32 protein-coding genes and 1 pseudogene are annotated in these 24,952 nt (G+C 41.9%); 10 read left to right on the top strand and 23 right to left on the bottom strand.

What is annotated here, in order from left to right:
* Nucleotides 1-23: 23 nt before the first annotated feature.
* The 6 genes from MOB01S_RS02300 to MOB01S_RS02275 all read right to left on the bottom strand — a co-directional run bounded on the left by MOB01S_RS02300 (nt 24) and on the right by MOB01S_RS02275 (nt 3,997).
* Nucleotides 24-572 (bottom strand): F0F1 ATP synthase subunit delta, encoded by a 549-nt coding sequence (locus MOB01S_RS02300; protein WP_066800967.1) that lies wholly within the window; start codon nt 570-572, stop codon nt 24-26.
* Nucleotides 573-584: 12 nt separating this feature from the next.
* On the bottom strand, nt 585-1,055 hold the full coding sequence (locus MOB01S_RS02295) for a F0F1 ATP synthase subunit B (RefSeq protein WP_066800965.1): 471 nt from the start codon (nt 1,053-1,055) through the stop codon (nt 585-587).
* Between the two features lie 90 nt (nt 1,056-1,145).
* Nucleotides 1,146-1,394, bottom strand: coding sequence for a F0F1 ATP synthase subunit C (gene atpE, locus MOB01S_RS02290; protein WP_066800963.1), 249 nt, complete (start codon nt 1,392-1,394; stop codon nt 1,146-1,148).
* A 57-nt stretch (nt 1,395-1,451) separates the two neighbouring features.
* Nucleotides 1,452-2,321 (bottom strand): F0F1 ATP synthase subunit A, encoded by an 870-nt coding sequence (gene atpB / locus MOB01S_RS02285; protein ID WP_066800960.1) that lies wholly within the window; start codon nt 2,319-2,321, stop codon nt 1,452-1,454.
* 265 nt (nt 2,322-2,586) lie between these two features.
* Nucleotides 2,587-2,982 (bottom strand): ATP synthase subunit I, encoded by a 396-nt coding sequence (locus MOB01S_RS02280; protein ID WP_066800957.1) that lies wholly within the window; start codon nt 2,980-2,982, stop codon nt 2,587-2,589.
* Nucleotides 2,983-3,148: 166 nt separating this feature from the next.
* Entirely contained in the window at nt 3,149-3,997 is an 849-nt protein-coding gene (locus tag MOB01S_RS02275; protein WP_245639982.1) for a metal ABC transporter solute-binding protein, Zn/Mn family, read from the bottom strand.
* A gap of 131 nt (nt 3,998-4,128) precedes the next feature.
* Between MOB01S_RS02275 and MOB01S_RS02270 the strand changes: the two genes are divergently transcribed.
* From MOB01S_RS02270 to gluQRS, 8 genes are all read left to right on the top strand, one after another.
* Nucleotides 4,129-4,635: a Fur family transcriptional regulator gene (locus MOB01S_RS02270; protein WP_066800952.1), complete on the top strand. Its 507-nt coding sequence runs from the start codon at nt 4,129-4,131 to the stop codon at nt 4,633-4,635.
* Complete coding sequence (locus MOB01S_RS02265) at nt 4,622-5,368, top strand: metal ABC transporter ATP-binding protein (protein ID WP_066800950.1); 747 nt, start codon at nt 4,622-4,624, stop codon at nt 5,366-5,368. The genes MOB01S_RS02270 and MOB01S_RS02265 overlap by 14 nt, the downstream gene beginning before the upstream one ends.
* Nucleotides 5,369-5,378: 10 nt before the next feature.
* Entirely contained in the window at nt 5,379-6,179 is an 801-nt protein-coding gene (locus MOB01S_RS02260) for a metal ABC transporter permease (RefSeq protein ID WP_066800948.1), read from the top strand.
* A 41-nt stretch (nt 6,180-6,220) separates the two neighbouring features.
* Nucleotides 6,221-6,811: an SMI1/KNR4 family protein gene (locus MOB01S_RS02255; RefSeq protein WP_066800945.1), complete on the top strand. Its 591-nt coding sequence runs from the start codon at nt 6,221-6,223 to the stop codon at nt 6,809-6,811.
* 50 nt (nt 6,812-6,861) lie between these two features.
* A complete protein-coding gene (locus MOB01S_RS02250; protein WP_066800942.1) occupies nt 6,862-7,389 on the top strand; it encodes a hypothetical protein in 528 nt (175 codons plus the stop codon).
* A gap of 67 nt (nt 7,390-7,456) precedes the next feature.
* Nucleotides 7,457-8,257, top strand: coding sequence for a metallophosphoesterase (locus MOB01S_RS02245; protein WP_066801063.1), 801 nt, complete (start codon nt 7,457-7,459; stop codon nt 8,255-8,257).
* 85 nt (nt 8,258-8,342) lie between these two features.
* A complete protein-coding gene (gene dksA / locus MOB01S_RS02240) occupies nt 8,343-8,759 on the top strand; it encodes an RNA polymerase-binding protein DksA (protein WP_066800939.1) in 417 nt (138 codons plus the stop codon).
* Nucleotides 8,760-9,686, top strand: coding sequence for a tRNA glutamyl-Q(34) synthetase GluQRS (gluQRS, locus tag MOB01S_RS02235; protein ID WP_066800936.1), 927 nt, complete (start codon nt 8,760-8,762; stop codon nt 9,684-9,686). It begins immediately after the preceding gene.
* A 30-nt stretch (nt 9,687-9,716) separates the two neighbouring features.
* On the opposite strand, the gene MOB01S_RS02230 is transcribed toward gluQRS, so the two are convergent.
* From MOB01S_RS02230 to murD, 4 genes are all read right to left on the bottom strand, one after another.
* Nucleotides 9,717-9,980, bottom strand: a complete 264-nt coding sequence (locus MOB01S_RS02230) for a type II toxin-antitoxin system RelE/ParE family toxin (RefSeq protein WP_157073869.1) — start codon at nt 9,978-9,980, stop codon at nt 9,717-9,719.
* Between the two features lie 47 nt (nt 9,981-10,027).
* Nucleotides 10,028-10,336 (bottom strand): hypothetical protein, encoded by a 309-nt coding sequence (locus MOB01S_RS02225; protein ID WP_066800930.1) that lies wholly within the window; start codon nt 10,334-10,336, stop codon nt 10,028-10,030.
* An 87-nt stretch (nt 10,337-10,423) separates the two neighbouring features.
* Nucleotides 10,424-11,593: an FtsW/RodA/SpoVE family cell cycle protein gene (locus tag MOB01S_RS02220; protein WP_084349577.1), complete on the bottom strand. Its 1,170-nt coding sequence runs from the start codon at nt 11,591-11,593 to the stop codon at nt 10,424-10,426.
* 132 nt (nt 11,594-11,725) lie between these two features.
* On the bottom strand, nt 11,726-13,114 hold the full coding sequence (murD, locus tag MOB01S_RS02215) for a UDP-N-acetylmuramoyl-L-alanine--D-glutamate ligase (RefSeq protein ID WP_066800927.1): 1,389 nt from the start codon (nt 13,112-13,114) through the stop codon (nt 11,726-11,728).
* A gap of 117 nt (nt 13,115-13,231) precedes the next feature.
* Here murD and glnK point away from each other — a divergent pair, with 117 nt between their 5' ends.
* Entirely contained in the window at nt 13,232-13,570 is a 339-nt protein-coding gene (gene glnK / locus MOB01S_RS02210) for a P-II family nitrogen regulator (protein WP_066800925.1), read from the top strand.
* 43 nt (nt 13,571-13,613) lie between these two features.
* Here the strand turns inward: glnK and MOB01S_RS02205 are convergent, their stop codons facing one another.
* Nucleotides 13,614-14,258 (bottom strand): hypothetical protein, encoded by a 645-nt coding sequence (locus tag MOB01S_RS02205; protein WP_066800923.1) that lies wholly within the window; start codon nt 14,256-14,258, stop codon nt 13,614-13,616.
* A gap of 148 nt (nt 14,259-14,406) precedes the next feature.
* Here MOB01S_RS02205 and MOB01S_RS02200 point away from each other — a divergent pair, with 148 nt between their 5' ends.
* Nucleotides 14,407-14,628 carry a DUF2788 domain-containing protein gene (locus tag MOB01S_RS02200; RefSeq protein WP_066800921.1) on the top strand — a complete coding sequence of 74 codons (222 nt, stop codon included), beginning with the start codon at nt 14,407-14,409 and terminating at the stop codon, nt 14,626-14,628.
* A 47-nt stretch (nt 14,629-14,675) separates the two neighbouring features.
* On the opposite strand, the gene cmoB is transcribed toward MOB01S_RS02200, so the two are convergent.
* The 12 genes and pseudogenes from cmoB to MOB01S_RS02140 form a co-directional block, all read right to left on the bottom strand.
* Nucleotides 14,676-15,698 (bottom strand): tRNA 5-methoxyuridine(34)/uridine 5-oxyacetic acid(34) synthase CmoB, encoded by a 1,023-nt coding sequence (gene cmoB, locus MOB01S_RS02195; RefSeq protein ID WP_066800918.1) that lies wholly within the window; start codon nt 15,696-15,698, stop codon nt 14,676-14,678.
* Nucleotides 15,699-15,711: 13 nt separating this feature from the next.
* On the bottom strand, nt 15,712-16,140 hold the full coding sequence (locus MOB01S_RS02190; RefSeq protein ID WP_066800915.1) for a type II toxin-antitoxin system VapC family toxin: 429 nt from the start codon (nt 16,138-16,140) through the stop codon (nt 15,712-15,714).
* Nucleotides 16,141-16,389, bottom strand: a complete 249-nt coding sequence (locus MOB01S_RS02185) for a hypothetical protein (RefSeq protein ID WP_066800912.1) — start codon at nt 16,387-16,389, stop codon at nt 16,141-16,143.
* Between the two features lie 23 nt (nt 16,390-16,412).
* Nucleotides 16,413-16,967 carry a TIGR00645 family protein gene (locus MOB01S_RS02180; RefSeq protein WP_066800909.1) on the bottom strand — a complete coding sequence of 185 codons (555 nt, stop codon included), beginning with the start codon at nt 16,965-16,967 and terminating at the stop codon, nt 16,413-16,415.
* A gap of 29 nt (nt 16,968-16,996) precedes the next feature.
* Nucleotides 16,997-17,854: a metallophosphoesterase family protein gene (locus MOB01S_RS02175; RefSeq protein WP_066800906.1), complete on the bottom strand. Its 858-nt coding sequence runs from the start codon at nt 17,852-17,854 to the stop codon at nt 16,997-16,999.
* A gap of 10 nt (nt 17,855-17,864) precedes the next feature.
* Nucleotides 17,865-18,017 (bottom strand): annotated as a pseudogene (locus MOB01S_RS02170) (carboxy-S-adenosyl-L-methionine synthase CmoA); the annotation flags it as partial.
* Between the two features lie 60 nt (nt 18,018-18,077).
* On the bottom strand, nt 18,078-19,523 hold the full coding sequence (locus MOB01S_RS02165; protein WP_066800899.1) for a DUF58 domain-containing protein: 1,446 nt from the start codon (nt 19,521-19,523) through the stop codon (nt 18,078-18,080).
* Between the two features lie 2 nt (nt 19,524-19,525).
* Complete coding sequence (locus tag MOB01S_RS02160) at nt 19,526-20,500, bottom strand: AAA family ATPase (protein WP_066800896.1); 975 nt, start codon at nt 20,498-20,500, stop codon at nt 19,526-19,528.
* A gap of 129 nt (nt 20,501-20,629) precedes the next feature.
* The gene (locus MOB01S_RS02155) at nt 20,630-22,114 is read right to left on the bottom strand and encodes a hypothetical protein (RefSeq protein WP_218016062.1); all 1,485 of its coding nucleotides are present in this window, start codon (nt 22,112-22,114) and stop codon (nt 20,630-20,632) included.
* Nucleotides 22,114-22,977, bottom strand: a complete 864-nt coding sequence (locus MOB01S_RS02150) for a DUF4129 domain-containing protein (protein ID WP_066800892.1) — start codon at nt 22,975-22,977, stop codon at nt 22,114-22,116. The genes MOB01S_RS02155 and MOB01S_RS02150 overlap by 1 nt, the downstream gene beginning before the upstream one ends.
* Entirely contained in the window at nt 22,970-23,896 is a 927-nt protein-coding gene (locus MOB01S_RS02145) for a hypothetical protein (RefSeq protein ID WP_066800890.1), read from the bottom strand. Before MOB01S_RS02145 ends, MOB01S_RS02150 begins: the two co-directional genes overlap by 8 nt.
* A complete protein-coding gene (locus MOB01S_RS02140; protein ID WP_066800883.1) occupies nt 23,883-24,947 on the bottom strand; it encodes a stage II sporulation protein M in 1,065 nt (354 codons plus the stop codon). The genes MOB01S_RS02145 and MOB01S_RS02140 overlap by 14 nt, the downstream gene beginning before the upstream one ends.
* Nucleotides 24,948-24,952 lie beyond the last annotated feature (5 nt).

Raw genomic sequence — 24,952 nt, 5'->3', positions numbered from 1 at the left:
TCCTATTATTTAGACAGCCACACTTATACAGTGAGCTGAGTCTTTAATTGTTTTAACTTGCCACGCACTGAGCCATCGGTAAACTTATCGCCCACTTTAATGGTTGCACCACCCAACAAATCAGGATTCACTTCCTCGTGCAAAATCACAATCGCACCTGTGGAAATCGCCAAACGTTCTTGTAGGGTTTTGCGTTGAGCGTCAGTTAAGGGGTAGGCTGATGTAACGTAAGCGTCAACCTGTTTTAGCTCTTGTGATTTTAGCTTACTGTAATGAATACAAATTTCTGGCAACAATGCCAACCTGTCATGCTCTGACAGCTGACTGGCAAAATTACCAAAAGCTTTCAAATCACCAATCTTAGATTGTGATGAATACACGTCAATCAACAGACTGGCTTTTTTTGTTGCGGAAATGGCTGGATTACTGAGCAATGATACAAATTCTTTATCACTCACAACATTGCTTGCAATCAACAAAAAGTTGTCCCAATCGTTTATTGCGTTATGTTCTTTAGCATAGTCAAACGCAGCTTTTGCGTATGGTCTTGCTAAGGTAGATAGTTCAGCCATGATATCCTCTAATTACAGCTTCGCTGCCAACTGTTCTAGCATGCTGGCGTGTTTTTGTTCATCAACATTATCTTCTAAAATCTTTTCTGCCCCAAGCACTGCAAGACTCGCCACTTGTGAACGCAGTTGCTCACGAGTCTGTGCAATCTCTTGTTCAATGGCTGTATGAGCCGCTTGAATAATGCGTTCGCCTTCTAGACGAGCTTGCTCTTTGGCATCTTCAATCATTTGGTTGGCAGTTTTGTTTGCCTTGTCAATGATGGCGGCAGCCTCAGATTTTGCAGCAGCAAATTCAGCCTCTACTTTTTGTTCGGCAGAAGCTAGGTCTGCTTTTGCTTTCTCAGCAGCATTTAAGCCTTCTTCGATTTTGCGTTGACGCTCGTTAATCGCTCCGATGAGTGGTGGCCATACGAACTTCATGCAGAACCACACGAAAATCGCAAACGCAATCATCTGACCGATAATGGTAGAATTAATATTCATCCAACACCTCGTTGTTAGTGAAAGTCAGGTTTCACTTCCGGTCGGTGATAAACATCAACCGACAAGAAATGAACGTCAAACCAAACTTCATTAGCCAGCGAATGGGTTAGCGAACAATAGTAGCATGGCGATACCAACACCAATCATCGGTACAGCATCTAGAAGACCTGCCACGATGAACATTTTGGTTTGAAGTTGTGAAGCAAGCTCTGGCTGACGAGCAGTACTTTCTAAGAATTTACCGCCAAGAATAGCAAAGCCAATACCAGTTGCCAAAGCACCCAAACCGATAAGAATAGCCACAGCAAGAAGTGTGTACTGAGCAATAACTGGATCCATGATGTCTCCTTAAATGACCTATTGAAGGGGTTAGAGTTTAAAAAGTTTAAGTTTAAATTAGTGATCTGATGTCTGAGAGATGAGCGATAGATAAACAATCGTCAACATCATGAACACAAACGCTTGTAGCGTAATTACTAAAATATGGAAGATTGCCCATGGGGTAGATAACATCCACTGTGCCCAAAATGGCATCAAGGCAATCAAGATAAAGATAAGTTCACCTGCATACATGTTACCAAACAAACGCAGACCAAGCGAGATGGGTTTGGCAATCAAAGTTACAGTTTCTAGAACCAAGTTAACAGGGATTAAAATCGCTTGCAACAATGGGTTTTTAGCACTAAATGGGTGTAAGGTAAACTCAGCGATAAAACCGCCCACGCCTTTATATTTAAGACCAAAACCAATAATTAGTAGTAACACACAAAATGCCATACCAAGTGTGATGTTTGGGTCGGTGCTAGGCACAATTTTAAAATAAACATGGTGTGGGTCGTGTCCCATAAGACCGCCAATCCATTGAGCGGTGGCAGGAATGAAATCAATGGGAATCAAATCCATCAAGTTCATCAAGAAAATCCACACAAAAATTGTCAATGATAATGGAGCGATAAGCTTAGATGGTCCATTGTAGGACTCACGGACACTGTTATCCACAAATTCAACAATCATCTCAATAAAGGCTTGCAGTTTGGTAGGTACACCTGATGTGGCTTTACGTCCAACTTTATAGAACAAAGCACAAAAGAAAATACCCAATCCCACCGACCAAAGCATTGAATCCAAATGAATAGCACTAAAACCCATTTCGGAGGCTTCTTGGGCGGTGTGTGCTACTTTACAGCCATGTTCTGGATGGCAACCATACGTCCAGTTGGTCAAATGGTGAGCAATGTATTCTGAAGAGTTGTGTTCGCCTGCCATAGTAAGCTCTTATTCATGAGGACGCATTTAGAAAAACACGCCTAAATAACCATTAATTTTAAATATCTTAATAAACACAATCTAAAAAATCAATTAAAATACAAAAAAATTTTAATAATTTTATCATCAAAAATTGTGTCTATAACACCCGTGTATCTTACTTTACCAAAAGCAATATGTAAAGAGAAAATGTGTTTTTCTTACCGAATTTTTGCAATTTTTTTTCAAAAGTGAGTATTATGCCACTTTTGTAAATACAAAATAATTACAAAAATCGCCACATCACCACAATATGTGTTATTTGCATGACAAGATAACCAACCACCACTAACAAGGCGATGATAGGTTTGATAAAAACAAAAATCAATGCAAAGCCCATCAATGTGGCAAGCCATTTTACCATCTGACCCAAATACATGTTAAGCATGATGGCTTGACGTACCTTCGCCCCTGTTTTTTGGTAGGCAATAAAAGTAAAAGTAGATTGTGTTATATAAGAAAGCAACACACCCATGCTAAAACTTTTTGCACTCAACAAACCTACACCCACAACCATATCAACAGCGATGGCAATCACAATCCATGCCAACACTATCCAGCTTTGTTGCTTCTGCAAAGCAAAAATCCGTGCTTGCTGGTTTTGCCGTGCAGGTTTTGTCATCAGTTACTCTACTTTTGGTAAATCGGTTCATTATAAAAAGTTTTTGGGCAACTGGCAAGGACTATTTATTTAAAAATAACTAACATTTTTAAATAAAATACCGGTTTGCTGATTGATAAATTTAAAAAATCTCATCGCATTTGGCAAATAATTCATTTTTATCAAATTATCGTCCTACACAGCGATTGACATCTTGTGCCAATTTTTGCCAGACCGCCACAAAGTCCTTGCCATCTGACATGTCTTCTTGGGCAACAAGCACGCTTGTGTTGCCCAGTTTATTGATGATGCCTGCCGAAACGTTGCCTTGTGATAGCAGACACATATGAGTGCTGGGTCGGGTAGTAGTTAAATGTCTGATTTGACTTGCTTTTGGTGATAAATGGTGGTCGGGGGTCAGCCCACCTGCAAAGCGAATTTTGACAAAGTTTTCTAAATATTGATACGAATCATGATACGCCCAATAAGACATAGTTTTTTGGTTTGCCATATCCAAGACCGCCTTATCCATGCGTTCGGCAAATTTTTTGGCATTGGCGTGATATAGCTCTTTTTTAGTGGGATTGGCGTGGGTGTGTATTACCGCCAATGCTCGCACAATGGCTTTGGCATTGTTTGGGTCTAGCCAGATGTGTGGGTCAAAGGTGTTTGGGCGAGGTGTGCCGTCCAACTCCCGAAGTGGCAAACGGTGAAACGCCTTGAAACGGTATAGTGAAATGGCATTGGGCGCTAAATTTAGTTGACTGACTAGATTTTGTTCTAACTCTTGCCCAAACCACACCACAAACTGACTGTCTTTGATGAGTTTGACCCCACTTGGCGACAAACTGCCATGATGACCAACATCACCAGCCGACAATAGAACTTGGGCTGGTGTGTCGCCTTCGGTAACGGCATTGGATAAAAGTGCTAATGGATAATTACTAACCGTTACTGTACCTGCTTGCACCGCAGTTGCCAAAAAAAGAATGCTTAGGCATGCTATTTTTTTTGTCAAATTGTTCAATTTCATCATCTTGTTACTCATCATTTGGCATAAAATTTGCAAGATTATATCATAATTTGCCGATGATGATAGGATTTGTCCTAATTTTTAGTTATAAAATAACATCATTGCCCAAATGTCATTTTTTGTTAAGGTACTCCATGAATCACAACCACGCCTGCCATTGCGACCACCACCACAATGTCCACCAACACCACAACATCGCCGAACGTATGCAAGATGCCAAAGCCCATTGCGAAGCTCGGGGGGTACGTTTTACGCCTTTACGTGAAGAAGTGTACAACTTGATTTTAGAAGCAAAAAAACCGCTTGGGGCATACGATTTGATTAGTGCCTTACAAAGCAGTCGCCATTCATCAGGAGCAAAAAACAAAAATATCGCTCCACCAACCATTTACCGCTCACTAGAATTTTTACTTAACGAGGGGCTAATACACCAACTAAGCTCCATGAACGCTTATGTGCCATGTTGCCACCCTCGTTCACAGCATGTTGCTGCCTTTTTAATTTGCCAAAAATGCGACAGTGTAGAAGAATGCTCCAACGTTCCTGTAGACGGCATCACCGAATTTGCCAAAAATGATGCAGGTTTTGAGATTGAGCGTGCCGTCATTGAACTCAAAGGCGTATGCCGTGCCTGTCGCTAAATCGCCCACACAAGATGCTTTATTAATCCTAGACAACGTCAGTTTTCATATTGGTTCACAAAAAATCCTAACAGACGTGTCGCTTACGATTAATAAGGGTGAAATGGTGAGTTTGATAGGTCCAAATGGAGCAGGCAAGTCCACACTTGTCAAGCTGATTTTGGGCTTAAACAAACCCACCACAGGGCGAATTGATAACCGCACAGGCGTGATAAGCTATGTCCCCCAAAAATTTAGCGTACCAACCATTTTACCTTTGCGTGTCAAAGATTTAATCGCCCAAGCGAGCCCCAAGCGTTTGTCTAGCGATGAACGTGCGTTTGTGCTGGATAAATTGATACTCGCCCCCCTACTTGACCGCCAAATTCATCATTTATCAGGGGGAGAAACCCAAAGAGTACTCATGGCTCGGGCATTGCTTGACAAACCCAACTTACTTATCCTAGACGAACCCATGCAAGGGCTTGACCCTGATAGCGAAGAGTTGCTTTATGCGTTTATTGATGGCTTGCCACCATTTTTGGCATGTGCCATGCTCGTTGTCTCACATGATTTGCATTGGGTAATGAAAGGCACACGGCGAGTGGTCTGCCTAAACAAACACGTCTGCTGTCAAGGCGTGCCGTCCGACATCGCTCACCTGCCAGAGTTTGTGGCACTTTTTGGACAATACCATACAAACCACCAAAGCCCCTATATTCACCACCACGACCATTGTCAGCATACGCACTAATTTGATATTCATGAATGATTGGCTACCGATTATCGCTCCTGCTTGGATAGCAGGCTCACTGCTTGCCCTACTCTCTGCCCCACTTGGCTGTCTGGTATTGTGGAGACGTATGGCGTTTTTTGCCGACACGCTTTCTCATGGAGCATTGCTTGGGGTGGCGGTAGGAGCATGGCTGTCTATCCCTGCTGATGTGGGTGTGGGCGTAGTGAGTGTGTTGGTTGTGGTAGCACTCATGCTATTACAAGACAAACGCCTACCCAATGATGCCACACTGTCAGTCATGGCGGTGTCGCTTTTATGCTTGGGACTTTTGACACTCACCCAGCTCACCCAGCAACAAGCCAATGTGCTAGGTTTTTTATTTGGTAGCCTTCTTGACATGGATTGGAAAGATTTGCCACGCCTTATTGTCATGGTGGTTGTAGGGCTTGGTTTTTTGGGTTGGATTTGGCAAAAACAAGTAAAACTTGCCACCTCAGAAGCCCTAGCCATCATCACAGGGGTCAACCCCAAAACACAACAGCTCTTTTTTATGGGGCTTTTGGCAGGCTTTTGTGCGGTGGCACTTCAAGCAGTAGGGAGTTTGCTCATCACAGGGCTACTTGTCCTACCTGCACTCATCGCTCGCCTGCTTGCCCATTCACCCGCCCAAATGGTCATCTTTGCCATCATCATCGCCCAAATCGCCGTAACAACAGGTGTATGGGGGAGCGTGTGGCTAGATGTACAAACAGGGCTTGCCATTGTCATGACATTGGCGGTGGGGTTTTTTGGGGTGTTTGGGGTGGGAAAGGTGTTTGGCAAATCATGACATTTTAATAAAATCCATTCACATCTTTTGGAAAAATCAATATGCAACAAATCTTTAACCGCATTCACGCCCAATTTGCTCGTTTAAAAGAATATCATCAAAGTGATGTTGATTTATCTTTTAATGACGGTGCAAGTGATGATGATTTTGCTAAATTAGAAAAGGTGTTGGGTTTTGCCTTGCCTAATGAATTTAAAGAAATCTATCGTATCCATAATGGCTCAGATAATAATGGCGTTTTTATTGATGAAGTTTGGTTTTCCATTGATAATATTATCAGTGAATATCAAGTTTGGATAGACTTATATAATGGCGGTCATTTTAAAGATGACGAAAATAATGATTATGGTTGTGAACCTGAAAATGACGAAATCAAATCCAATTTTTGGTTTAATCCAAAATGGATACCATTAACAGGAAATGGTTGTGGTGATAGCAAAATGATTGACCTTGACCCAAGTAACACTGGCACAGTTGGACAAATCATTCAAATGTGGCATGACGAACCAAGTCGCACATTGGAAGCCACTTCTTTAAAAGCCTTATTTGAAAAATTTGCCACCGATTTGGAAAATGATGAATATATTATTCACCCAGAATATGAAGGTATTGTTCGGGCTGATGAGGTATAGATTTTGAATAATTCGGTGCGTATTACGCACCAAAATTTGGAGATTTTTAAATGTTTATGCCGACCTATTTAACTTCTTTTACACAAAATAGCACAGTTAAAGACGAAACAATTACTTGTTTTGATTTAATTGCAAGTAATGGAAAAGATAAATTTATCATTGAGTATTATGGCGAATTTTTATCTGATGATGATAAAGTAATTGTACAAACTGATTTTGCTCCACAATTAGTTATTGCTATTGAACCAGTCAGCAATGAAAGAATTGTTTTATTTGACGGCACAGAATACGGCTATAACGCAATGTTTTGTGATGAATATAGCAATCAACAAATAGAAAATCGCCCATTAGTCAAATTGAGCGATGATTTGTATTCTGTTAAATTTGAAATATTCTATGGTATTGATTATGTTGAAGAAAAAGAAGATTTTATCAATGATAATGGTGAAATTGAATTGATAAATGGAGAAATTATCAATTTTGAAACCTTGCAAAACAATGGTTTTGATGCATTGGTAATTAATTTAATTGATAATAATGGAAGAGAGTTTGAGATTGTCAATGAAGAATTAGCTTAATTTAATTGGAAATCTGGTTAAAACGGTGCATAATACGCACCCTACTTTTTATCAACCAATTTTAAACATGATAACTTACCCCACCTACTTATCCGCCCCCCATGATTTTATCATCGCCCAAATCAGCGATTTGCATTTATCAAAGCATGACGAACATAGTTTTGATAAATTTTTATCGGTGCTAGATTTGGCTTTGACCCACAAGCCTAATTTATTATTACTGACAGGCGATTTGGTTAATGACGGCGTGGGAGAGATTTATGATTGGCTGTTTGATGTATTAAAAAATACAAACATTCCCTTTTTATGTCTGGCAGGCAACCATGACGTTACGCATGAGATTGGACATGATTTGCCTTTTGATGAGCGGACATTTTTACCCATACCAGCCGATGAGCGACTCATAAAAAATCATCGCCTACTGATTGAGCTACCCCACACTACTTGGCAGATTTTGGCGGTCAATTCTGCGGTAAACGGGCAAATTTATGGACAACTTGATGATAAAAATTTAGACTTCTTAAAGACAAATGTCGCACACAACCTACCCACCCTCATCGCCCTACACCACCACCCTACCTCTGTCGGCTCGGCGTGGATAGATGCACATATATTAAAAAACCATGATAAGTTTTGGCAGGTGCTAGCCCACACCCTGCACCCACCTCACATCATCTGTGGTCATGTTCATCAAGCACACATTTTACCAAATACTCACGGCACGCTTTATACCTGCCCTGCCACATCAAGGCAGTTTACCCCCCACCAAGATAAATTTGGGATAGATACACTAGCAAGTGGATTTCGCTTGGTGAGATTGCATGATAATGGAAAATTGGACACACAAATTTATCGCCTAATGTCATAAAACACCAATTTTTTTATGATTTTACTTGAAAAAATCAGCCAAGCCCCCATTTATCACCAAATTTTTTGCTTTTTAAGGACGACACATGGCAGATGCCACTTTTACGCCTTACATTCCCGCCAAAGACGAAGAATATATGTCTGATGCACAGCTTGACCATTTTCGCAATATTTTGGTGAATTGGAAAACCGAACTACTAACCGAAGCTGAACGCACCAAAGACTACATCAACGAAGAAACAGGAGCAATGGCGGACATTAATGACCGTGCCACCCAAGAAGAAGAGTTTGCCCTTGCCCTACGCACCCGTGACCGTGAGCGTAAACTGGTGCGTAAGATTGAAAAATCGCTTGCCGAAATTGAGTCTGGTGATTATGGTTACTGCGAAACTTGTGGTACAGAGATTGGACTAAAACGCCTAGAAGCTCGCCCCACCGCCACCCAATGCATTGACTGCAAAACCATGTCCGAAATGAAAGAAAAACAAAATCACGGACACTAAATGAGCCAGCGTACGCCCATAGGTCGCTTTGCTCCGTCTCCCACAGGGCATCTGCATTTGGGGTCGCTTACGACTGCGTTGGCAAGTTACTGCCACATCAAATCTTTGGGCGGTCGTTGGCTTATACGTATTGAAGATGTAGATGTGGAGCGGTGTAAGCCGACATACACCACATCTATATTGCAAGATTTGGAAAATCTAGGCTTACATACAGATGGTGAGATATTACTTCAATCAACTCGCACTGCCATTTATGAAGAATACTTAAATAGGTTATCAAGTCTAACTTATCATTGCACCTGCTCTCGCAAAGACTTATCCAATGATTGCATTCCTGCGATGAGCTTTTATGATTTAAACATCAAAGATTTAAATCTTGCTCCCATTTATCCACGCCGATGCCTACATAAAGCACTGACTCACAACAAAATCCGCCTATGTCTGCCTGATGTATTGACTGCCTTTTATGATGGTATTCAGGGGGTGATTTGGGACAACCCTGCCAGAAGTCTTGGAGACGTGGTCGCCAAACGCCAAAACAACATAATCAACTACATTATCGCTTGTACCATAGATGATGGTTTGCAAAACATCAGTCACATCATGCGTGGGCTTGACATCATGCCAATGACGGTCGCTCAACTTTTTATCGCCAAAACCTGTGGACTGCCCATGCCTGATTATTTTTATCATCTGCCCCTACTGATGAACGCCGATGGGCAAAAACTCTCCAAACAAAACTTAGCCACCCCCATTGACACCAGTACGCCTGATAAAGTGAGCGACCTGCTTTTTACTGCTTTGAGCCTACTTTGCCAAAATCCACCGCCAGAACTGCAAAAAGAGAAGCCCAACACGATACTTGTGTGGGCGGTGGAAAATTGGGATAATACACCGCTTAGGGGGGCGGTGTTGGGGGTGAGGTGAGTTAAATGCCAAAAAGTCCTGCGACTGTTTTTAGTCATGGGCATTTCTTAAAAACTCAGGTTCAAGTTCTTTAACGTGACGTATGGTTTGCATGATGATGACGTCTTGAACTTCATCATAAGAATACAAAGTAACATAACCATATTTGCCCCATTTTATCGTGAGCTGTCTTAGGTTTGGCAAGGCGTCATTCGGCACGGTTTTGCCAATTTTGGGGAGGGTTGAAAGCACCTCAATTTTATCCAACATCACTTGCATGGCTTTGGCAACCTTGTGCGGTGCACTTTCTTGCAAAAATCCTTGCAACCTTTAAAAATCTTGCCCAATACACTAGATATAAATTATTTGTGGCATACAGGTGGCTTCTCATTGGGGTTGGCAACCAAAAACTCTACCCACGCTCTCATCTCATGGTGTGTGGTGTGTAGCTTCGTGGATTGATAATGTTCGTTGGCTTGCACCGCTTTGGCAACAAACTGGGCAAACATCAGTTCTTTGACTCGCTCCTCGATGATTCTTTCTTTTTCGTGTAGCGTCATCACTTCCAAAATCACACGTCCCTGCCGTGTGATACTCACAGGTTGCGTCATGGAGACATCTGTTAATCTGCCAAAATTTTGCTTGGCTTCGGTGGCGGTAAATGTCAGCATTATGCACCCCATTTAAATAAAAAAATATCTATTTTGTCCATTATAGATAAAATAGACAAAAAAACCAGCCTCACGACTGGTTTTTGTTTAATAATCCCTATTTTTGGTTTGTTCATAAATTCTATCACTATCTTTATCAGCTCGCAAAATCATCGCAATCATCATCATTGCCATAAGCATGGACGAACCCCCAAAACTATAAAACGGCAGTGTCAAACCTTTGGTTGGCAAGATTCCCATGTTCATGCCTGCATTAATCAGCACTTGCCCAAAAATCACCACCCCAAAACCAAACACCATGTAGCTTAGGCGTAGCTGACGGCGTTTTAGGGCAGTATAACTGATACACATGATGCTGATAACAATCAACGCTTCAAGCAAAAGCACAAACGCCACACCCAAAAACCCAAGCTCCTCACCTGTTACCGCTAGGATAAAATCGGTATGAGCTTCTGGCAAATGCGAAAGTTTTTGGACACTGTTACCATAACCCACACCGTCAATCTCCCCTCGCCCAAAGGCAATCAAACTTCTAGCAAGCTGATAATCGGTGTCTTGAATGTCATCAAAAGGATCCCAAAACGACATGAGTCGCTCTTTACGATAATCCGATGCCAAAAGCCCAAACACAAGTGCAGGGATAAACACCGCCGCCACAAGCGACAGATAATGCTGTAACGGCACGCCACTCACAAACAAAATAATACTGGCTGTCGCCACAATCACCGCCACCGAACCGTAGTCAGGTTGCCACAAAATCAGTCCCACGATTGGCAAATACCAAATAATCAATCGCCAACCCATTAAAATACTGGCTCGCACTTCTGCAGAACGTCTAACCACATAATCTGAAATAACAAGCACCATCAAAAGTTTGGCAAATTCGGCAGTCTGAAAATTAAACACCCCAAAGTTTAGCCAGCGCTGTGAGCCATTGATAACATCACCAAATGCCAATGTCAGCATCAACAACAAAACCACCATCAGCCAAGCTAGCATGACAAGCGGAAAATTAAAATACAGTTTTAATGGAATTTTGTACATCATAAATCCTGCCACCATCGCCACGATGATGTAGGTGAACTGAGACCAAAAAAAGGTCATGGCAGGCAAACCCTTTGACAAAGCAAATGGTACGGACGCCGATGCAATCATCGCAAGGCTTAGCGTCAATAAGGTTAGCAAACTCACCAAAATCACGGTGCGTGGTTTTGGCAAATAAGGTGACTGGGTGATTTTTTGTAAAAAACTAAACATAATACGGCGTGATAATCAAAATGGGGTGATTGGCAAAAACAACCAAACGTATTATTATAAACCACTTTTAAAAAAATAAGGGCAACTTTTGCCCCTATTTTGATATTTTTGGTTTGATATTTTTGGTTTTTGTTAATTTGTCCATTGTTTGACAAATTCCACAAATTTGTCGCCCCGCTCACCATAATTTTTAAACTGGTCAAGACTGGCACAGGCAGGCGACAGTAGCACAACTTTGGCACAGCTTTGGTAGGCTTGCTCTACCGCTTTGTCCAATGTAAATACTTTGTGAGTGCGATTGGCAAGCTCATCATCACTGATAAAGACATCATATATCAACTTGGCATCTTGCCCAATGAGATAAATACTGTCAGCAAAAGTGCGAGCAAATGGCACAAGCTCGGTAAAATCTTGCCCCTTGCCCTGCCCACCCAAAATCAATGCCAGCGACTTTTCACCATACACCGCCCCCAATCCATCAATGGCAGAAATGGTTGCACCTATGTTTGTGCCTTTGGAATCATTAAAATACACCTTACCATTCACATCAGCCACAAACTCACAGCGATGAGGCAAACCTTTAAATGTCCGCAAAACATCAAGCATGGCAGTCATGTCAAGCCCAACTGCATGACCCAATGCCAACGCTGACAACGCATTTAGCAGGTTGTGTTTGCCTTTAATCAAAATTTCGTCAGCCAACAGGAGTTTTTGCCCATTATGGCACAGATGTATCTTTTCACCCTGCTCGCCATGTTCACCTTTTAAACAAAATTCTGCCGAAAAACCTTCGCCAATCTCACCGCTTGTACTTATCATGGTGGCGTGTTTGGGTAAATGAGCGATACAAGTGCGAGCAAGCTCCTTATCATCTAGCCACACCACCGCATTTTTCACATCATCAAAAATCCGTAACTTTTGAGCCAAATAGCCTACCATGTCGCCATGGCGGTCTAGGTGGTCGGCAGAGAGATTTAGAATGGTTGCCACATCCGCCCCAAGTCCACTCATCATTTCAAGCTGAAAACTAGACAGTTCTAGCACCACCATATCTATGCCGTCAATGGCAAGCAAATCAAGAGCAGGCGTGCCGATGTTGCCCCCCACACCGACTGTTTTGCCAGATTTGGTTGCCATAAGTCCTACCAGCGTGGTTACGGTAGATTTGGCATTTGAACCTGTAATGGCGATGATGGGTGTGTGTGTGCCACGTTGTTTATCTCTTTCTTTTAAATTTTCAATAAACACTTGTACATCACTCACCACACTCACACCGTGTTTTATTGCATTGGCAACAGCAGGTGTGGCAGGGTCAATACCCGGACTGATGACAATCCTATCAGCTTTTAAAAGTATGTCGCCATCAATCCCCCCAAAATATGTCTGTACACCTTGTGGCAATTTATCAGCAAGAGGTGGGAAATTACCGTCCGTAACCGCCACATCATGCCCCTGTTTTACCAAAAAATTCACCGCCGACAGTCCAGAACCACCAAGCCCAACCACCGCATAATTTGCCATACTCTACCTTTATTTTAACAATGATGAAATCTATTCTATCAGAATTGCCCTGCCTGTTGTTGGATTTTTGCTAAAATTATCCTATAATAATCCTAGCCAACCATCATAAGGATTTTTATGAAACTTGTTACAGCCATCATCAAACCCTTCAAATTAGATGACGTGCGTGAGGCATTGTCCGACATTGGTATCAATGGCATTACCATGACCGAAGTCAAAGGGTTTGGTCGCCAAAAAGGACACACCGAGATGTATCGTGGGGCAGAATACGTGGTGGATTTTTTACCAAAAATCAAACTAGAAATTGCCTGTTCAGACAATGACGTGGAGCAAGTAATTGACGTGATTATCAATACCGCCAACACAGGCAAAATCGGAGACGGCAAGATTTTTGTAACCACGCTTGAACAAGTGATTCGTATTCGCACAGGTGAGACAGGCGAAAATGCCCTATAAATTGACATACAAAAGGCGACATCACATCGCCTTTTACCTTTTATTACTTTTTATCTTCTACCACGATGGCGTTGATGCCATTTTGGTGTAGGGTTTGGCGTACATCATATGCCGACTCTTTACTCATCGGGGCAGAGACGATTTGTACGCTTTCGCCATCATCGGTTTGGTAATGTACCACTTTGACATCCATCACCCCAAGCATCATCAAATCCGTCACCAATTTATCCACATCACCAACATCTTCAATATCTCTTACTTTGACCACATAGCGTTTGGTGGGCGTGGCTTGGGCAGGCTCGGCTGGGTCGTCATAGGTAGCATTTTCTTCCACAATCTCAATATCGCCATCTTCTTGGGGAATGTCGGCAGGTGGTGGCACAGTTTTGGTCTCTGTTGGTTTTTGTTCACCAAGTCCAGCACCGCCTCCCTTAAATTCTCGCTTGGGTAAAATTTCATAAAATTCATATTCATTTTTTTGAGGCGTTTGTGGTACAGGTGCAATTTCGGCGGGTGGATTGACCTCCACTTCTTTTCTAAATCCATCAAACAACGGCGACATATATAAAAATACCCCCACCATCACCGCAATCACCGCCCCCACAAACATCCAAAACAAACTAAGTAGCCCAGAACGTGTGCGAGCTTCGGTATCACGGTGTATCGGTTGTTTGTAGCGTTTGGACATCATAACCCCTTATCAAATCATCAACTCAAAATTTCTATTGTAACAATTTTTTGGGCATTTTTGGTAAAATTCACTCATAATTTTAACAATTTTTTCAATCTGGCTTTTGTGGTACAATATCCCCATCAGAATCATTAGGAAAATTGTCATGCTCATCGCCATTTCCGAAGAAGTCGTACTCAAATTGGGTCTGTATGGCTTGCTCCCCCTATTCATCGGTTTTTTATTTTTTATCATGTGGGACATCGCCAAAAAATCCAATGCAGGTCGTGCAGGTACGTTTTGGATTTTTGTGGCATTGGGCATGGGATTTTTTGGCTTTCTTGCCAAACTCGTCATTGAATGGGTGCTTGGCAAATGGTTTATTTAAACAACCCACCTTTAAAATCATCATTCACCCAATATCCAAAATTAAACTCATCTTTTAGCAATCATCACCGCTCGTTTTGGGCGTGGATAACCTTCGATGGTTTTGCTGTTGTCATTGGGGTTCAAAAAGTCCGCCAAAGAATGATAGTCCATCCACGCCGTTGCCCTTTGTTCATCGCTCGTTGTGATATTGACATCAACGCACTTAATCTCTTTAAAACCCACCTTTTGTAGCCACAAGGTCAAAGCAGGCACAGAAGGCAAACAATAGACATTATTCATCATTGCATATCGCTCTTTTGGCACAAGCACAGTGGTTTCATCACCGTCCACAATCAAAGTTTCCAATATCAGCTCGCCCCCCTTTACCAATTGATTTTTTAATTGTTCCAAACATTCAAAAGGCGATTTGCGATGATAAAGAACCCCCATACAAAACACACTGTGAAATAATTCACTTTTTGGTAATTGTTCAAGCCCGACAGGCATAAAATGAATATGATTTAAAATAGGATTTGGATTATGACCGCCAAGCAGTTTTTTAATTGCCATAAACTGATAATAAAATAAGCAAGAAGGGTCAATGACAATAACCGTTTTGGCACCCTCGCCAAGCATTCTAAAACCGTGATAACCCGAACCACCGCCAACATCAAGCACTCGTTTATCTTTTAAAGGGCTAATATAAGGCAGTACCCGATTCCATTTAAAATCACTTCGCCATTCGGTGTCAATATGAATATGATGAGTGTCATTACCAAAATAAAACCCACCCTTTCGCCACGGCATTAAGGTTTTTAATAAGGCTTCACTCTTTTTTAATTTATTTATATCAAAATCAATATGGGCACTAATGTTGTTTTGTGTTAAATCAATGCCATTGACATTAAATAATGGCAATTTATCCACTGCCGATTCAAAATAAGTGGCATTGGCGTATCGTTCTTTGTTTTTGATATGGGCTATCCATTCTGGCAATTGTTTTAACCAGTCATTTACAATAGGATATTTTTGACTTAATGTCAAAAACTCTAAATATAATGCTTGTTCGGCTTGAAAAATACTGTTCATTGTCTTTTATTTTTTATGATAAGGGTTGAAATTCAAAGGGGTTGATATACTTTACACCAGTATCCTCAATATGTTTGACATTGCGAGTTACCAACACCAAATCAAATACAATGGCAGTAGCACAAAGCTGTTTATCAATGGGATTGTGGGGATTTTTTGCCATTAGATTGCCCCAGACTTTGGCACACTGCTCGTCAAATACCAAACTGCGTTCAGCAATTAAAGGCAGGTTATTATTATACCAATTTCTCAATCTTTGTGCCTGCAAAAAATCATTTCTATTATTTAATTTTTCAATACCAAATTCTATTTCGCCAATTGTAATGATACTTAAATAACCTTTCAATTGATTGGCTTGCACATAATTAAAAAATGCCACTACATTGGGATTTTTATCTCTTTTTACCAATTCACTAATATAATTATTATCATACAAATACATTCATTCACTCCAATCAATTTCACGCATTGGTTGTTCTGGCATATCAAAAAAATCATCTTCCAAATCCAAATCCAAACTTGATAATGCCAATAATGCTTCTTCTAAGTTATTTGGTTTATCATTTTTTATAACCAACTTTTGATTTTCAATGGTTTGCTTAACCAAAAAAGGTGTGCCACTTTCTATGGCTAAGCGTTGAAAGACTTCCAATAAGCTTGGAGAAACATTTTCTGCGGTAAAAGTTATCATAAGTCACTCCTTTTAATTGATATTTAATGACTAGAAACATTATGCAATAATTTATCGGTATAAGCAATGGCAATGGTAGATGCCAAAAATCCCAAATGTAGTAGCAATTGCCATTTCATTGTCGTTTCACTTATATTATCAGCATTGATAAAAGTTTGTAATAAATGAATACTAGAAATACTAATAATCGCCATTGACAGTTTGACTTTTAATACAGATGCATTAACATGATTTAGCCATTCTGGTTGGTCGGGGTGATGATCAATATTTAAACGAGAAACAAAAGTTTCATAACCACCCACCACCACCATCACAAGCAAATTGGCAATCATCACCACATCAATTAAGCCAAGCACTGCCAGCATAATCTGTGTTTCGCCCATTTGCCCTAAATTTACCATCAAATGCCAAAGCGACTTTAAAAATTTATAAGCATAAATGCCTTGAACAATAATAAGTCCCAAATAAATGGGTAATTGTAGCCAGCGACTGGCAAATATCACTTTGGCAAAAATGCTTTGGCGACTTTGAATGCCAAGACTGCTATTTTCTAAATGCTCTTTATTTAAATTTTCCATATATTCTCTTAATATAAATCATTAATATTTTACATATAATGCCAAGTATTTTTCATAAAACCAATAATGTCTTTTAATGGCACTTTTTCAATGACAATCTTATCACCAGACTTTTCTAGAATAATCATACAACCTTCTGATAATTTACCCTCTTGATTAAATTCTAACTCTTTGATTTTAACCGATTGAGTAACGCCATTGTCCGCCATTTCAATCCCAAATGGTTCGCCTGTATGCCCATAAAAATGATAGGAAAAAGCAATGTTATTTAAAGTTTCTCTTATTTCAGATGAGCCATAGCCACGAATACTTTCGCTGGGTTTGTCGTGTGTGATTAAAATATCAAAATCTTGTTTGCTTTTAAATAATTCTTTTAAGGTGTGATATTCATAATCTTGAATAAACTGACTGTCTTTTCGCCCTTTTTTATCGCCAATTCTACCAATGCCAACCAATGAAAGTTGGTCATTGCCATTATTTAAAATAATAGGAACGCCCGTTCGCATTACCCATACTTTTTGATAACAATCAATAGAAAAATGGGTTTGATTGTTTAATTCGGCTTGTTTTTCCAAATTATCCAAAAATAAATGGTCTTCGTGATTGCCACGCACACACAACATTTTAACATTTAAATGATTTAAAAATTGCTCAATCTCTTTATGATTTTGACAAAACTGTCTTAAAAAACCAAGTTCATCAGGGTCATTTTTGGCGTGCCTTAAAGTAGCTTTATCCATTGTATTTTTGTTTGGAAATGCCCCCATATCGCCACATTGGATAATATGGTCAATGGTTTTGCCTGTTATTTGTTGGTAGTGATGTACCAATTTAAAGGGCAATAAAAATTTACCGTGAATGTCGGCAAATAGTGCAATTCGTATCATTTTAGCTCTTTTATTTAAACGCCACCATTGACATAAAATTTAAAAATTTAAACCAAGTCAAACTGCGTTCAAAACCTGCCTCATTAAGACGATGAAAGTGGGTATATTCATCATCGGTAATCAGCACATTTTCTAAGGCGTTTCGTTTGCCACTGATTTCTAACACACCAATACAAATACGTATTTTTGTCATTGCAACTCACAAACATCAGCCAAAACAAAATCACGCCACGCCCCATTTTTTCACCGCCCAATAAGCATCAATGAGCCTATGGGGCAACTCTTGGGGTGTGCAACCCACCACCATAGCTCTTGTTTTGGCAGACAATTCGGCATTATGCTGTTTTTGGGTATAAACATGCGAAAATACGCCATGATAGGTCAAAGCATCGTCCACATTATCAAAGTCATCGCCCAGTTTGGTCATCAAGTCTTGCTCTGCCAAATTTGCCACAATCACCCGATGTTTTTGGCTCAAAAGCTGAATCGCCCCCACGATTTCATCGTTGCTTTGGGTGCGAATGTTGGTGATAAAAATGATGAGGCTGCGGCGTTTTTGGGTGGCAAGTGCGGTTTTGGCTACTGCCATATAATCTGGGGCATTGGTAGAGGCGGTCAAATCAAAACTTTGATTGAGCAAATAACTGATGACACCCCCTCCTTTTTTTGGTAAGGCGATTTTGTCAGATACCGCTCCAAAACTGACAAAACCCGTTGAATCGCCTTGTTCGTTGGCAACTTGGGCAAGTAGAAGCATGGCATTAAGTGCCATGTCCAAATGACTGGCATTGTCGCCCTTATCATGAGTGAGTGTGGTATCATCATCAAACTGCACATGACGCATATGCTGTCCACAGTCAAGCAAAAATAAAATTTCTTGGTCAGCTTCGTCTTGATATTCTTTGGTCATCAACCGTTGGTGGCGTGAAGTTGCCTTCCAATCTATCTGACGGATACTATCGCCGTCCGCATAAGCTCGGATTTGGTGAAAATCCTGCCCTTGTCCTTTACGTCTTTTTTTGATAATGCCCATGATGGCACTATGGCGACTTATGGCGGTCAAATGACCTTGTAGCACCGCCCTAAAATTGGCAAGCACTCGCACGTCTTTAATCCCTTCTATGTCTGTCATGGGTGTGTGGTGGTATTTGATAAGCAATCCAAGCGGAGTAGTCAATCGCCAATCCACCCCACCAAATAACCCAAAACCACGCTCATGGGCATACACATCATAGCTCACCACAAGCTCACCTTGTTCTTTGGATAATTCACCAAGTAAAAAAGTCATGGGCAAACTGTCAATTTTGGTGTTTGATGGCACAAAATCCACCACCTCACAACGAAAATTTGCCATAAAATCCGCCACGTCTGCCCCATAAAAAGACAAGGATACCACCGAGCGTTCATTAACGGGCAAATTATTAAGAAGTGTACGTGTAATCACCACATCATGTACAGCACGATAGGCTAAAAAAAGCCGTATGTATTCATACATCAACACACCCAAAAATACCACACCCACCAAAAGCCACGCCCATACTGCCATGCCAAGCACCGCCCAGCCGTCAAGGTGTGATGACAACTGCAACATCATCATGACAAACGTCCACCCAAACAGAATCATTGCTGTTTTTGGGTGTGTTCGTACCATAAAGTCTGCCCAAGCCATGCTCATACTCGTGGGGCAGAAACGTGACTTAAAAGCTGTTCGATGACTTGCTCTATCGCCAGCCCATCAATCATAAAATCTGCACTAAGCCGAATGCGATGACGAAGCACGTCCACCGCCACATAACGCACATCATCAGGCACGGCATAGGCTCGCCCATTCATCACCGCACAGGCTTTGGCACAGCGGAGCAAAGCCATGCCTGCACGCACGCCTGCTCCCATGTCAATCCCTGCAAAATCACGACTCAATCTCACAATGTCAAGGGCATATTGCACCACTCGCTCATCAACACCCACAAAGGAGACGATTTTTTGTAATTGGAGCAGTCGCTGGGGCGACAGTACCGCAGACACTTTGGATAAATCAAGCGTATCGCCCACTCGTCCTGTGATAAGCTCGGATAACAATCGTTTTTCTTCATGGGCGGTTGGATAATTCATGAATACATTCATTAAAAATCTATCAAGCTGTGCTTCTGGAAGAGGGTAAGTACCCTCTTGTTCAATAGGGTTTTGCGTCGCCACACAGATAAAAGGCTTGGGCAGAGCGTGCGTTTGCCCTTCAATGGTAACTTGCCCCTCTTGCATGGCTTCTAGGAGTGCTGATTGGGTTTTGGCAGGTGCTCTATTAATCTCGTCCGCTAGGAGCAGATGACAAAACACCGCCCCTTTACGGGTTTTCCATTGCCCTGTTTGCATGTCATACAACGTATGTCCCGTAACGTCTGACGGCATCAAATCGGGGGTAAACTGAATCCGCCCAAATTCACCACTGACTGCTGATGAGAGTGCTTTGACCAATAAAGTTTTGCCCAAACCCGGCACGCCTTCTAGCAATACATGACCACCTGCCAAAAGACAAATGATAAGTTTGTTAATCACGTCTGTTTGCCCAATGACGGCTTTTTGGATTTCGCCAATGAGTGCATCAATCTCTTGTTTGGCAAGGGGGATATGTTCACTAATGTTTGTCATGATGTTTTTTCCTAAAAATATGGAGCATTATTAATTCATGGTGTGTTTAAAGAAAACCGTTCGCCCCAAATGTCAAAGAGCGGTTGTTGCTTTTGTGGTTTGATACACTCGCCATGCACAAAAACCAAATCATTGTGCAAAATGCGTTGCCAATACTTTAAAGCTTTGACTAATGCGTAAAAATTCCTGCTCACTTTGCCAATCTGCGTACAAAGCATCATGGATAAGCCCTGCTGATAACCCTGTTTTTTGGCTTAATATCGCCACCAAATCATCTTTGTTACTGATGTGTTCTTTGGCACAGATGAGCCTTAGGAGCATTTGGCGGTTCTGGGTGAGTAGTCCCTCACCTGCATCTGTTGCCCACAAATACCGCCCCACTTGAGCAAAAAAGTTGATGATGTTACGCCCTGTATCGGTTTGGTAAGTTTGCACCGCCCCAAATTGTCTAGGCAAGGCAAGCAAAGTCGCCCCAATCGTCAAAAATAACCCCACCATCGCATAAGATAGATACCGCCCCAACAGCTCAAAAAAGCCATCACTTCGCACATCAGGCACAAAATACACCGTACGGTCAGCCACGAGCCGTAGGAGCAGTTCGCCATGCTCTTTGAGCAAAATACCTCCTCCATAGCCATGCATTTGGGCAGAATCTGTGCCAATGAGCAAGCTCCAATCACTGTTTGGGGTGACAGCTGTGGATACTGAGGTTTTTTGTTGATGAACTTGTACCACATCAGGGTTTAAAAATATCTTGTTGCTTGACAGTACCGTCAATCGCCCCTGACCCACTTGAGCATCAAAAATGGCATTATCAGGGTCAAAAAGTATCGGCTTGCCGTTTTCCCAAGCATTTTTTTGGTTTAGGTCAGCTTTTAGTATGGCATGGTTTTCAGCGGTCAAAGTCGTGCCAGCCAATGACACATCGTAGCCCTGCTCGCTTTTTTGTCGCCAGTCGTGATTGATGAGTGTGGCTTGATATTTACCAAAAAAATCATCCGCCACAAAATGCCCAAGTTTACTATAATAATCCACCCCATTCACCATCACAAGCTCATCGCCCATGCGTAGGGGTGTAACCATTTTTTCCATTTTCATGTTGGCATTATCAAAGCCGTCTTGGGCTTGTTTGTTATGTTTGATATATTTGATGCCGATGTGGTTTAGGAGTGGATTTTGGGTTTTGGTGTAATAGCTTTCATCGTCTTTGTCAGCATCATAGGGCAGTACCGTTTCGCTAAATACCACCAAATGACCGCCCGATGATACCCATGCCATCATCTCATCCAGTTTGGACTCACGCTCTTCGGTGAGTTTATAAATCATCACTACGTTGCCAGACGATGATGTCAAATCACCAAATACCGTATCTAGCCTAGTCAGTTCACCTTTGCTTTGAAAGGCATAAGTGTCGCCCCCTGCTTTTTGAATGAGCTGTTGGGCGGTGTAATAGCGGTTTTGACGAACTTCGCTTTTGGGGATATATTGTACGCCATAATCCACCTTGTGATGATTGGCAAAAAACCACCATGCATATAGCCCTGCCAACACCGCCCCGACCGCCACGATGATGATAAACCATTTATCCACCTTGACACTTTCTTTTATCATCATTACCCCCGTTGTCCGTACAATGCCGACCAAGATTGGGCAAGCTCAAAGACTTGATGACCGTTGCCATCTGCCAGTTGGGGGGCAAATTTTTGCCCATAAGCACATATCCGCCACAACGCCACCAATTTAGCAAAATAAGCAGACTCTTGGGGACTGGCAGGGCTTTTGGCAAGTAACCATGCACATTCATCTTCGGTTTGGTGTTTATCAATGGCGAGGGCGTGATGAGCATTCAGCTCTCTAAGCGTCCCTCGATACAGTACTGACAAGGCAAGTAAATATTCGCTTTTTTGCAACAATTTTTGCACATACGCCACCAACTCATCAGTTGGTGGTAGCTCCGCCCATACGTCTTGGGCAATGTGAGGAACATGGTCAATTTGGGGCGTGCGTTTTTTCATGATTGGGGCAAGTTTTTCCACCCATGACAGCCAATAATCCCTTGTGCGATATAGCCACCACGCCAACAACACCAAAAATAAAATCGCAATCGTCTTACCAAACACGCCCACATGCTTACTTAGTGTAAATACACTCTGAATAAGCTTTGCTAACCAATTCAAATCTATATCTGCATGCTCATCAGACACTGGCTTGGGGGGGTCGTTATACACCCACTTTGTCTGATGAATGGTGCGACTGTATGACTCATCGGTGATGATGTCGCTTAACATGATGTGGACGTTTTGCGTTGCTTTTTGTGTATGATTTTGCTTGCCAGTATCCATATCAGCTGGCTTAACTTGGTCAGAAACAGGGGCAGACGTGGTAAAGTTACTGCTATTGGCAAAACTTGACTGAATTAAACCTTGCCCCAAGCATAGACAGATGCTAACAAGCAACACTTTTTTAACATCATTCATGCAACTCACTCCGCTTCTTGGCTTGTGATTGGTAGCGGTAAGCCAGTTTACGAAACACCAGCTCAATGTCCCAACCCTCCAAAAGACTGCGTTTGCACAGATACATCACAAATCCACTCGCCACATAAAAAGGAGCAAGCAATGCCACCGCAAAAAGATATGCCCACACCACCATCACCATAAACACTGTCATTGGCAACCCGTCTTCCACACGCACGCTGATGACAGTATCAAGCAAAATCATACCACACACCGCCAACACAACTTCGGCCACCATAAAAAACAACCCATGCAAATGTATCGCCCCTGACTGGTTGCGAGTGAGGGTTTTTAGGCGAGATTTTAGGAATTTTCCTGATTGGTTTTCTAGTAGATACACGGGCATACTCATCATGCGTTGTAGGCTGATACGCCCACGCAAATACCCAAAACCCAAGCCTTTAAATTCATCAGACAAATCGTTAATTTGGTAGTCTTTATCAAATAATTTTTGGCTAAGGTATAACAAAAGCGGACGTTCAAACAAAGGCTTACTGATAAAAATCAAACCCATCACTAGCAACATCTTAGCTTGATCGTCCACATCAAGTATGGCAAATATCAGCATACTAACGATAGAAATCAATGTATGCCAAAATATCCCTTTTCTAAAAAATTTTGGCAATTTGATTGATACAAAATAGGCATAAGCACCCCCATAAACAACCCCAAACGCCGTGTCTATAAATGTTTTGTCGGACAACCCATTTATGGTAAAAACAAGCAACGGTAAGACGCACACTCCCCCAAAGCTCACACAAGCACGCCACCACAACCGCCACAAATCCCCATAATATGTGCGAGCCACCGCCATACCCAAATCCATCGCTTGATAAGCGGTAAGCGGTTTGATATTAACGGTGAGTTTATCTAAATTCATGCGTGCGTCCTGCCTTGATGAGATAAATCGCAATTAGCGTCCACAGTCCAAACGCCACCACATATTTGACCACAGGCGGTATGGCAGATGATGACGACCAAAACGCCTCAACGAACGCCGCCAAAAACGTCATGATGACCGCCCCCATAAGTAGCTGAACACTCTCTATGCCAGCAACTTTTAGAGCATCTTTGCGAGTGTAGGGGGCAGGAGCAACCACCCCCAAACCAAGTCGCAACCCTGCCATGATAGCAATCACCACACCCATAAGCTCAAATGAACCATGTCCGACCACAAACTGCCAAAAAGTCTCGCCAAACCCCATACCTGTCAGATGCCCTGCCACCGCACCGATAACCACACTGTTATAAAGCCCCCACAAAATCGTCCCAATCCCTGCAAAAATCCCCAAACCATACATGCCCAAATCAATACTGATGTTATTTTTGATGTAATGCCCAAACATCATCAAATCGGTATCACTTGCCCTGTCAGCATCTCGTCCGATGTGGTTGTTGGCGGGGTCGTACATGGACTCCATCATGGCAACTTGACTGTTGTCCATTATGCTATAAATCAACTCATCATTGACATAGCACGCCACACCCATGATAAGTAGTGGCAAATAAAAAATCCCAAACGACACCCAAAAAAGCGTTTGGTATTGGCGAACTCTATTTGGAAAAGTAAAAAATACAAAATTGAGCAGTCCACTACGATTGGACGGTTTTGCTCCATAAATTAGCTCATGCCCTGCCATCACTCGCTCATGTAGAGCTTGGACGAGCATGGGACTATAATGGCGTTGTTTGGCAAGGGCATAATGCCCACAAATCTCACGGTAGAGCTGAACAAGCGGATAATTATCCATTTTTTTGGGCTTTTTGATTTTGCCTGTTTTGGGGTGGTTTTTTTGGCTTTGATGAATGGGAGTCAAAGACACGCCCATCTCTTGGCACAGCTCATCAAAACGTTGCCATACTAAGCCATAACGCCCCACAAAGGTACTTTGTTTGACCGCCACAAAATCCTTGATATGATGTTTTGCCATGTATC

This window comes from Moraxella oblonga NBRC 102422, assembly GCF_001598275.1.
GTDB classification, from domain to species: domain Bacteria; phylum Pseudomonadota; class Gammaproteobacteria; order Pseudomonadales; family Moraxellaceae; genus Moraxella; species Moraxella oblonga.
The sequence above is the reverse complement of the archived record's forward strand: the minus strand, read 5'-3'. Positions and strand labels throughout refer to the sequence as shown.